Below are 10,817 nucleotides of genomic sequence, written 5' to 3'. Positions count from 1 at the left end.
GGAGCAAAATGATCCACACATTCATATCCAACAGGTCTAACCAATTGAAAATATAAGGGTACTTCTCTTTGACATTAACTACGCGCAACATCGGAGCATCAGCCGCCAGACTTTCAAGTACCAAGCCACGTACTTGGCTGTTTATCTCACTCAACTGATCCAGATCATCAACAAAAATCTCAAAGCCACTAATTTGCCTGTCCGTCCAATTATTTAAACGCTGTACATGCCGAAGATCAGCCAGTACAAACATTCGGTCGAACTCTTCTAATCCTGTTTTAAAAATTCCACCAACGGTAAACTGCCTAATCCGGGGGAGCTTCTCATCAGCATTTAGGAAATACATCCGGAATTTATCCCCAAGTTTCAGCTTAAGTAAAGCGGAGATCTGCTCCGAGATCCACACTTGATCCGAACGAGCCGAATCAAGTTTGATCTTTTTACCTTCAACTTTATACTTCTCAAAAAAATGCCAGTCAAAATCGCTTGAAATTCCCTTCAATACAACACCTTGAATTTCATCACCAGCTTTAATAATACCGGGTTTGGTGGCGAATTTTTGAATATGCCGAATACCGGGGATGGAGTCTAATGAAGCAAGAAAGGGCTGATTCTCATCAATCGGAACCGTCTGATAGCTCTGGTTACTGTCGTAGTTCACAATCTGGAGGTGTGCAGCAAAGCCATTCACCTTTCCGGCAATTTCACGTTGAAAGCCCGTAACAATAGCAACCGACAGGATCATCACAACCATTCCCAGGCTAATGCCGGCAACAGCCAAACGTACAATTCGTCGTGACAGATGCTGCTCCGAATCTTTCGAAGAAAACAGCCGCCGTGCTATAAATAATTCGGTATTCAAATCAAGGGATTGAAAGTTAGCCCCTAAATCTACAAACTTTCTGCGGTTCGACGATTAACAAAAGGAAGAATCACCCAGGCAACTACCCCCATCAAAATCAACATGGCAGTCATTGAAGAGTGGGCCAGAAAAGCAAAAACAACAGCATCAGATTTACTTACACCATAAACAATGAGTGCCTGAATAACCATAAAATGCCATGCTCCAATACCTCCCTGAACCGGTGCGACCATGCCAAAACTACCTAACACAAAAGTCATTAAACCAGCAATGGCTGTCAAGTTCGAAGTGAAGCCAAAAGCAAAGAATACAACATACAGCATCAGGTAATACATCACCCAAATAAACACCGTATGAAAAATAAAGACCCCCTTATTCTTCATATTTTTAATCGTTCGAAGTCCCTCACCAAATTTTTGCGAAAATTCACGAATTTTATGAAACAGAGCAGAATGTTTAATCTTTTGTCTGAAGAAATAAAAGAGGGCAACAATTACAATCACTGTCAGGATTGCGATTGGCGATAAGGTTATGCTTTTCACCTTTTCTTCCACCTGTGGGTTATTATGCAAAAACTGAATCAGCTTTCCAAACTGGGTGCCAATAACAATGAGCGTCAGCAGCAGCATCATGATAACGTCGATAATTCGCTCGGTAACAACCGTCCCCACCAACTTGGTGAAAGACATTTTCTCGTACCTGGCCAACACGCCACAACGGGAAATTTCCCCCATCCGCGGAATAACCAGGTTCATCAGATAACCGACCATCACCGCCAAAAAGGTATTCAAGGTACGCGGACGACGCCCCAGAGGCTCAATCATGAGGCCCCAACGAAGCGTTCGGCTAATGTGGCTCAACAAACCTAAAAACAGCGAAACCCAAATCCAGGTATAGTTAACATCATTCTTTAGAATGGATTCTATACGCTTAACATCCTGATCTTTGTAAACGAGCCAAAAAATGACCATGCCCAAGGCAAAAAAGGCCAGGACTTTAAGAATTTTCAATAGCTTATGTTTCAAAACCAACTTGTTTATTTCTGAAAATGCGCTATTTTTAAAAAAGGTTTAGCACCACTTTCAAGCATTTTTATAAGTACTTTTTTAAATTTGCACGCCTTTAAAAAAGCCAGAATTCGCGACAAAAATAAATATTTGTTTTAAACCTCATTCTTTTTAAAAACATATTCGAGAATTCGAATCACTAGTTAAGTAACAATGACCACAGTTAGGGCTAAAAAAAATTTAGGGCAACATTTTTTAAAAGATCAAAACATTGCTCGCAAAATTGTTGACAGTTTGCACGCTGAGTCAATTTCTGACGTTTTGGAAATTGGCCCGGGAATGGGCGTTTTGACGCAGTATTTACTACAAAACCCTGACTTCAAAACTTCGGTTGTGGAAATCGACCACGAGTCGGTTGATTACCTGAAACAGCATTATCCGGATTTGACAGACCGGATCATCTCGAAAGATTTTCTAAAACTGAAGCTGGAAGAATATTTTCCTGAAAAGTTTGCAGTGATCGGGAATTTCCCATACAACATTTCATCGCAAATATTTTTCAAAGTTTTGGATTATAAGAACCAGGTTCCCGAAGTTGTCGGAATGATTCAAAAAGAAGTTGCCGAGCGTTTGGCAACCGGTCCGGGGTCGAAGACATATGGAATCCTGAGCGTATTGCTTCAGGCTTATTACGATATCGAATATCTTTTTACAGTACACGAGAACGTCTTCAACCCGCCACCCAAAGTAAAGTCGGCGGTTATTCGCTTAACCCGCAATAAGCGTAAAAAGCTGGACTGTGACGAAAAATTGTTTGCAACCATCATCAAAGCAGCTTTCAACCAGCGCCGAAAGACGATGCGCAACTCGCTGAAGCAATTTATTACCGATGAAGATCTCAAAGCAAACGAAATTTTTAATCTTCGACCGGAACAACTAAGCGTTACCGACTTCGAAAATTTAACCCGGCTGATTCAGGCTCAGCCATAAAAACCCCGGAAGCCTATGAGCGTTGAATTGAACATGGAATTTATCCTCAAACTTCAGGATTTGATTGAAACAGAATCATCCGCTGAAGTTTTGAAGATGCTGGAAGATTTGCACCCCACCGACATCGCGGAAATCATGGACAAGTTAACCATGGATGAAGCGAAATACCTCTACCTTCAACTGAATGGAGAGATGGCTTCCGACGTCTTATTGGAAATACCTGAAAATGTTCGTCGTCGTTTCTTAAGGGTACTCCCTCCCGAGGTTATCGCCCATCAGTTTGTCGAGCACATGGATTCGGACGATGCAGCCGATATTATGGGGGAACTCGAAGAAGAGGTTGTTGAAGCCGTTCTTTCGGAAATTGAAGACAAAGAACAAGCCGGCGATATTGCGGATTTGCTGGAATACGACGAAGATACTGCGGGGGGCTTGATGGCCAAGGAATTGGTTAAAGTGAACGAAAACTGGAACGTTCAAACCTGCCTGAAGGAAATCTCAAGTCAATCGGAAGAAATCGACGAAATTTACTACGTCTATGTTATCGACGACGACAATATACTCAAAGGCGTACTTTCACTTTCAAAGTTGATTCAGAAACCAACACACAGCAAGGTAAAAGACTTAATAAACGAAGATATTCAGTGGGTAAAAACCGATGCCAGCCAGGAAGAAGTTGCCCAAATCATGGAAAAATACGACTTGGTCGTATTACCTGTCGTTGATCAGATTGGCCGACTAAAAGGACGAATCACAATCGATGACGTTGTTGATGTGATTCGTGAGGAAACCGGCAAGGACTATCAAATGGTTTCAGGGATCACCGGTGATGTCGAATCGACCGACAATGTTTGGCGACTAACAAGAGTGCGCATCCCCTGGTTACTGATTGGCACTTTTGGCGGACTAACCGGCGCCCAGGTGCTAAGCTCGCATCAGGCCACTCTGAATCAGATACCGGCAATGGCTTTTTTCATCCCACTAATTGCTGCAACAGCTGGTAACGTAGGCGTTCAGTCGTCGTCAATTGTTGTGCAAACACTCGCTGCCGGAACCCGAAAATTCGATACTCTCAGTAAAAAACTCTTTAAAGAGTTGGGAGTTGGTTTGATTACCGGCTTATTTTTTGCCTTATTGATTTTCGGCTACAACTACCTGTTCAGCGATAGTTACAAACTCACATTAACCGTTAGCTGCACCCTCTTCATCGTCATCGTCTGTGCATCGCTCTTCGGTACCTTAATTCCGCTCATATTAAACCGGTTTAAGGTTGATCCGGCAGTTGCAACCGGCCCCTTTATTACCACAATGAACGATATACTTGGGCTTTTACTCTATATGGGTGTTGCCAACTTCTTTTTTAATATGCTTGGATGAAAAAAAGAATTCTGATCGGTCGTTACGATGAGGCTGAATTCCCGGAACTTCAGCTTGAAAACATTGAAGTAAAGATTGATAGCGGAGCATTTACCTCCAGCTTTCATTGTCATAACATTGAGCTTATCGAGCAAGACGGAGAAAAAAAACTGCATTGCAATTTTTTAGATCCCGATCATGCGCAATATCACAACAAAGAATTTATATTTGACCGCTTCACAAAAAGGCGAATCCGCAGCTCAAACGGGCAGATGGAAGAACGGTATTGCATTGAAACTCAAATCCGTCTCTTCAATCAAAATTTCCCGATTGAACTGACATTAAGTGAACGCGGACAAATGAAATTCCCGGTTTTACTGGGGCGCCAGTTTCTTTCGCGTCGCTTTGTGATTGATAGCTCCAAAACGAGACTATCCGCCAAAAATGAAGTATGGTCATTAATGCTCAAAAAGCAAGAAAACAGACATCAATAAATATAGTACTAAAACAAAGTGAAAATTGTCATTTTATCCCGCGACCTTAATCTCTATTCAACCCAACGATTGGTTGAAGCCGGAGAAAAGAAGGGACACCAGATGCTGGTAGTCGATCACTCCAAATGCGACTTAGTGATTGAAAAAAAGAAACCTGCAATCATTTACAAAGGTCACATGCTCGAGCATGTCGATGCTGTTATTCCACGCATTGGAGCTTCCGTAACGTTCTATGGAACCGCCGTTGTTCGGCAGTTCGAAATGATGAAAGTATTTTCAGCCATCGAGTCCCAAGCTCTTGTTCGCTCACGCGATAAACTACGCAGCCTTCAAATTTTAAGTCGTGCCGGGCTGGGACTCCCCAAAACGGTTTTCACCAATTACTCCCGCAACGTTAGTGACATTCTAAAAAGTGTTGGCGGAGCACCGGTGGTTATCAAACTACTGGAAGGCACACAGGGTCTGGGCGTGGTTTTAGCTGAAAACGACAATGCCGCGGAGTCGGTGATCGAGGCCTTCAATGGCTTAAAAGCCCGGGTAATTGTACAGGAATATGTCGAAGAGGCAAAAGGATCCGACATTCGGGTATTTGTAGTCGACGGAGTGGTTGTTGGTGCCATGAAACGGCAAGCCAAAGAAGGCGAGTTCCGCTCGAATCTACACCGCGGCGGCTCTGCTTCGGTTTATGAGCTAAGCGAGGAAGAAGAAAATGCAGCACTAAAGGCTGCTCGTGTTATGGGCCTCGGCATTGCCGGTGTTGACATACTGCAATCAAAACACGGCCCGCTGATCCTGGAAGTCAACTCCTCTCCCGGCCTGGAGGGTATTGAAGCAGCAACCGGGAAAGACATTGCCAACAACATTATCCGATATGTAGAAAGAAACGTTTAACAGCATGAAAAATCAGCCACTTCAATTGCTCGGGCAAACAATCCCATCAGGTAGAAAAACAATTATCAACCTGGAAACGGCCCGATTGCACACCCACAACAAGATTGAGGTGCCTGTAATAATTGAGCGAGGCAGAGAAGCCGGTCCGGTTTTACTTTTGATCGGAGGCATTCATGGTAACGAAATCAATGGCGTAGAGATCATACGCGGGCTTATTGCGCAAAAATACAATAAACCAACCCATGGCACAGTCATTTGTATTCCTGCCCTGAATGTCCTCGGATTTCTCAACCAAACCCGCGAATTCCCGGATGGCAAAGATCTCAATCGCATGTTTCCGGGGACACAAAGCGGATCCCTGGCCAGCCTGTTTGCCTGGAACCTCATGAATAAAATTCTCCCTGTTGCCGACTATATAGTCGACTTTCATACGGGAGGTTCAAACCGCTTCAACAGTTCGCAAATTCGAATCAGCAAAGAGCATCCCGATCTGCTTGAACTGGCAAAAGTTTTCCGGCCTCGCTTCATCGTCATGGCTCCCGACCGTGAAAAGTCGTTTCGTGAGGCAGCCACCAAAGCCGGTAAAAAAATCATTCTTTTCGAAGGTGGCAAATCGCTCGACATCCACAACCGGATCACACAACGAGGCGTAAATGGTGTTTTGCGATTAATGCACCACCTAAACATGCGAGATTTCTCGGCAGAAATTGCCACCATGAACGGCAACGACCCGATTCTCATTCGCCGCTCCAACTGGATCAGGGCTCGCCATGGCGGAATGTTTCGTTTCCATGTAAAGGATGGTGCCAAAGTTGAAAAAGGAGATATCATTGGTAGCATATCCGATCCTTACGGCGCATTTGAAAAAGCAGTAAGGATTCCGGAAAGCGGTTATATTATCGGGCTCAACCACGCCCCCATCATTTACCAAGGCGATGCACTCATCCACTTGGGGAAGACTGAGTAAGCAACCGAGAATAACCTGAAGATTTAAGCCCAAACAAATCTATGGGAGAATTATGCGGCATTGATTGCTGCAACCGGATCAAGACGTGAGGCAATCCAAGCCGGCACGGAACCGGCAATCAAACCAATTACACCGGAAACCATTAAACCAAGTACAATATTTTTAAGACTTAAGGTTAAATGTAGATCGGCAGCACTACTCACAATCAATACACCTCCAAATACCAACACCAAGCCAATCAACCCTCCAATCAATGAAAGAATAACAGCCTCGAAAATAAACTGCAATAAAATGAAATAGCGTTTCGCTCCCAGCGACTTTTGAATTCCAATTACCCGGGTTCGCTCCTTGACTGATACAAACATGATATTGGCAATTCCAAAACCACCAACCAAAATACTGAACCCGCCAATTACAGCCCCTGCAATATTGAAAACGAGAAAAAAGGAATCGAAACGATTCGAAATGACCCCGGTTTCATTTACCGCAAAATCGTTATCCTCCATCGGACGTAACTGGTGAATACTTCGCATGGCTCCTTCAATGTCGGCCAGGAACAAATCCTTCTCAACACCGGCTTTTGCCCGGGCATTAATCGTTTGCCCCATATCGCGGTCTTTAAAGTCAACCATCGATGCAGCAAAGGCAGTCGAAATATGCAGGCGTTTATCCATGCTAGTTCCAAACATATCAATTCCCTTTCGCTTATAGGTACCAATAATCAGCACACGCCGCCCTTTAACTTTGACTTGCTTTCCAATGGGATTTATCCCCCGAAACAACCGATCAGCCAACTCAGCTCCGATTACCGCCATCGGGGTACCACTGTACATTTCCGACTCGGTAAAATAACGCCCGCGCTCAACTTCCAGATTCCACAAATCAAATAAATCATAGGTTGTTGCCATTACCTCTACATTCTCAGCAACATCCCCTTCAAACTGTACCGTTGCATTGAACCCAAAAAGGAATGCAGCTTTATCCGTCGTTGAAGAGCGTTTTAGCAAATCATCAACATCCTGCACTTTCGGCACAGGACGGTTCATATAGCGCCACCATGGATATTCCGATTCTCCCTCAGGAGGCGTCCAGGGCCACTTCTGAATAAAAACCATATTCGTTCCAAGGGAGCTCAGGCTATTGCGCATGTATTTCTCCAACGAATCGATCACGGTAAAAACCGATATGATAGCAAAAATTCCAATTGTAATTCCCAGCAACGACAATATCGTTCGCAATTTATTAGCCCGAAGCGCATTGATGGAAAAAGCAAAGCTCTCTATGATTAATCGTAACAGAAGCATCAAGTACCATTTTCTGTAAAGTTAAAAGAATTCATTTTCCCTCATCCCCATGCGCTCTCAATTTTATTTTGAAACACGGTGGTCAACATCTTTTCTGTACCAAAAAAACTTTCTATTTTCATGGCTAAGTTTTTCAGAATAGATGTGAAATCCAATCAGATAAATTCACAGAAATTACTATCTTTGCGACGCATTTTTAACCATTTGTAAATGAAGGATTTAAAAAAGATAAAATCGGCCCTTATTTCGGTTTATCATAAGGATAGACTCGATGTAATTGTAAAAAAACTGAATGAATTAGGTGTTGAACTTTACTCAACTGGTGGTACTCAAAGTTTTATCGAGAGTTTAGACATTCCCGTTACAGCTGTTGAAAACCTGACCGGTTATCCGTCAATTCTTGGTGGACGTGTAAAAACCCTTCACCCCAAAATATTTGGAGGTATCCTGAACCGTCGCGAAAACGCTGGTGACCAGGAACAAATCGCCCAATACGAGATTCCTGAAATTGATTTGGTGATTGTTGACCTCTACCCTTTCGAAGAAACGGTTGCTTCCGGAGCTTCCGAAGAAGATATTATCGAGAAGATTGACATCGGTGGTATTGCACTGATCCGAGGAACAGCGAAAAACTTCAACGACGTTATTATCGTTTCTTCACGAGATCAATATGAAGATTTCATTGAATTACTGAATTCAAAAAATGGCGAAAGCTCATTGGAAGACCGCAAAGAATTTGCCCGCAAAGCATTTGCAACTTCTTCACACTACGACTCAGCCATTTTCAACTACTTTAACGGCAGTGGCATCAACGATAAAAACCGGATTAGCCTGAACGACGGCAAAGTATTGCGTTATGGCGAAAACCCGCACCAATCGGCGACTTTCTACAAGTTCGACAATGCCGATTCACAAGTAACTTTGGCTAATGCCCAGGTGTTGCAAGGCAAAGAGTTGTCGTATAACAATCTGCTGGATGCCGATGCAGCCTGGAAATCAGTTTCGGATGCTTACCACTCGGTAACACACATCGAAAACAAAGTGGCGGTCTCTGTCATCAAACACCTTAACCCTTGCGGACTGGCTGTTACCGACAATATTCTGAAATCATTGGATTTGGCTTGGGAAGGTGACCCTATCAGTGCTTTCGGTTCAATCATCTGCTTCACAGATACGGTTACTGCAGAAGTCGCTCAATGGTTCGGTAAAAAATTCGTTGAGATCATCATCGCACCGGCCTTCACTCCTGAAGCGTTGGAAATTTTCAGTAAAAAGAAGAATCTTCGCTTGCTGGTTACTCCGGTAAAAGCTGAAACAACCAGCGAAAAATTGTTCCGCTCAATCAGCGGTGGTATGCTTGTTCAGGACGAAGATGAAGGTATGGACAGCGAATTCAAGAACGTGACAAAAATTCAGTTCGACAGCAATAAAATGAATTTAGCCAAGTTTGGTATTACAGCATGTAAGCATTTAAAAAGTAATGCCATTGCTATTGTTACTGAAAAAGAAGACGGATCATTCTGGTTAACAGGAGCCGGTATGGGACAACCAAACCGTCTGGACAGTATGCGCCAATTGACAATGCCTCGCTTCGACCTGAAAGAAGGTGTAAAAATTGAAGAATCTGTTGTTATTTCAGATGCTTTCTTCCCATTCCGCGACAGTATTGAAGCAGCCAACGAATATGGTGTGAAATACATTGTTGAGCCGGGTGGTAGTATTCGCGACGAGGAAGTGATTGAAGCTTGTGACGAATTTGGCATTGCCATGCTGTTTACCGGTCGCCGTCACTTTAAACATTAATTTGACATTAGGAGATTTAATACATGGGATTGTTTTCATTCTTAACCCAGGAAATTGCTATTGACCTGGGGACAGCAAATACCATCATCATACAAAACGATAAAATTGTATTGGACGAGCCTTCAGTTGTAACTATCGACATGAAGACTGAAAAGCTTTTTGCGATTGGCGAAAAAGCCCGTCAGATGGAAGGACGTACTCCGCCAAACCTGAAAACGATTCGCCCGTTACGCGATGGTGTAATTGCCGACTTCAACGCGGCAGAGCAAATGATTCGCGGGATGATCAAAATGATCAATCCTAAATCACGAATGTTTTCACCTTCGTTAAAAATGGTGGTTTGTATTCCATCCGGTTCAACCGAAGTTGAGATTCGTGCTGTACGCGACTCATCCGAGCATGCCGGTGGTCGTGAGGTTTATATGATCTACGAACCAATGGCTGCAGCAATCGGTATCGGACTCGACGTAGAGGCACCTGAAGGAAACATGATTGTTGACATCGGTGGTGGTACAACTGAAATCGCGGTAATTTCGTTAGGTGGTATTGTAACAAACAAGTCGATTCGTATTGCCGGCGACGATTTAACGGCCGACATTATGGAATATATGCGTCACCAACATAACATTAAAGTAGGTGAACGTACTGCCGAAGATATCAAGATCAACGTTGGATCAGCACTTTCGCAATTAGAAACGCCGCCAAACGATTATATCGTTCAGGGGCCGAATCAAATGACAGCTCTTCCGATTGAAGTTCCGGTATCGTATCAGGAAATTTCGCACTGCCTCGAAAAGTCGATTTCAAAAATTGAAACGGCAATTCTGAGTGCTTTGGAATTAACACCTCCTGAATTGTATGCCGACATTGTAAATAAGGGAATCTACCTGGCTGGTGGTGGTGCCTTGCTCCGCGGATTGGACAAACGTTTATCTGAAAAGATCAATATTCCTTTCCACGTTGCCGAAGATCCATTGCGTGCAGTTGCCCGCGGTACAGGTATTGCACTTAAAAACGTTGATAAATTCTCTTTCCTGATCCGGTAAATCCAGACCAGGAAAGAGCAAACTTTCCGGTAAATGAGAAGTTTGATACGCTTTCTGGCGCGAAATTATTTCATTTTACTTTTTCTGTTGTTAGAAG

10 protein-coding genes are annotated in these 10,817 nt (G+C 43.4%); 7 read left to right on the top strand and 3 right to left on the bottom strand.

All coding sequences use genetic code 11. The annotated features are described in order from the left end of the window. Together AC37HE_RS05350 and AC37HE_RS05345 are read right to left on the bottom strand one after the other, a co-directional pair. Positions 1–862, bottom strand: an 862-nt coding sequence (locus AC37HE_RS05350; RefSeq protein ID WP_500781757.1) for an ABC transporter permease, incomplete at its 3' end; no start/stop codon positions are given. A gap of 29 nt (positions 863–891) precedes the next feature. Next, complete coding sequence (locus tag AC37HE_RS05345) at positions 892–1,887, bottom strand: lysylphosphatidylglycerol synthase transmembrane domain-containing protein (RefSeq protein ID WP_500781756.1); 996 nt, start codon at positions 1,885–1,887, stop codon at positions 892–894. Between the two features lie 195 nt (positions 1,888–2,082). Between AC37HE_RS05345 and rsmA the strand changes: the two genes are divergently transcribed. Genes rsmA through AC37HE_RS05320 form a run of 5 tightly spaced genes read left to right on the top strand, consistent with a single transcriptional unit; the run spans position 2,083 to position 6,567 of the window. Continuing rightward, on the top strand, positions 2,083–2,859 hold the full coding sequence (gene rsmA / locus AC37HE_RS05340) for a 16S rRNA (adenine(1518)-N(6)/adenine(1519)-N(6))-dimethyltransferase RsmA (protein WP_500781755.1): 777 nt from the start codon (positions 2,083–2,085) through the stop codon (positions 2,857–2,859). Between the two features lie 15 nt (positions 2,860–2,874). Next, positions 2,875–4,236 carry a magnesium transporter gene (gene mgtE, locus AC37HE_RS05335; protein ID WP_500781754.1) on the top strand — a complete coding sequence of 454 codons (1,362 nt, stop codon included), beginning with the start codon at positions 2,875–2,877 and terminating at the stop codon, positions 4,234–4,236. After that, positions 4,233–4,709 carry an ATP-dependent zinc protease family protein gene (locus AC37HE_RS05330; RefSeq protein ID WP_500781753.1) on the top strand — a complete coding sequence of 159 codons (477 nt, stop codon included), beginning with the start codon at positions 4,233–4,235 and terminating at the stop codon, positions 4,707–4,709. The genes mgtE and AC37HE_RS05330 overlap by 4 nt, the downstream gene beginning before the upstream one ends. An 18-nt stretch (positions 4,710–4,727) precedes the next feature. Beyond that, positions 4,728–5,600, top strand: a complete 873-nt coding sequence (rimK, locus tag AC37HE_RS05325; RefSeq protein WP_500781752.1) for a 30S ribosomal protein S6--L-glutamate ligase — start codon at positions 4,728–4,730, stop codon at positions 5,598–5,600. Positions 5,601–5,604: 4 nt separating this feature from the next. Further along, positions 5,605–6,567 (top strand): succinylglutamate desuccinylase/aspartoacylase family protein, encoded by a 963-nt coding sequence (locus AC37HE_RS05320; RefSeq protein WP_500781751.1) that lies wholly within the window; start codon positions 5,605–5,607, stop codon positions 6,565–6,567. A gap of 50 nt (positions 6,568–6,617) precedes the next feature. Here AC37HE_RS05320 and AC37HE_RS05315 read toward each other — a convergent pair whose 3' ends face one another. After that, the gene (locus AC37HE_RS05315; RefSeq protein ID WP_500781750.1) at positions 6,618–7,871 is read right to left on the bottom strand and encodes an ABC transporter permease; all 1,254 of its coding nucleotides are present in this window, start codon (positions 7,869–7,871) and stop codon (positions 6,618–6,620) included. A gap of 210 nt (positions 7,872–8,081) precedes the next feature. Here AC37HE_RS05315 and purH point away from each other — a divergent pair, with 210 nt between their 5' ends. Together purH and AC37HE_RS05305 are read left to right on the top strand one after the other, a co-directional pair. Beyond that, entirely contained in the window at positions 8,082–9,674 is a 1,593-nt protein-coding gene (gene purH, locus AC37HE_RS05310; RefSeq protein WP_500781749.1) for a bifunctional phosphoribosylaminoimidazolecarboxamide formyltransferase/IMP cyclohydrolase, read from the top strand. 23 nt (positions 9,675–9,697) lie between these two features. After that, positions 9,698–10,720, top strand: a complete 1,023-nt coding sequence (locus AC37HE_RS05305; RefSeq protein WP_500781748.1) for a rod shape-determining protein — start codon at positions 9,698–9,700, stop codon at positions 10,718–10,720. The last annotated feature ends 97 nt before the right edge of the window (positions 10,721–10,817 follow it).

The organism is Mangrovibacterium sp. (assembly GCF_059905295.1).
This window is presented reverse-complemented; position numbering and strand designations above follow the sequence as displayed.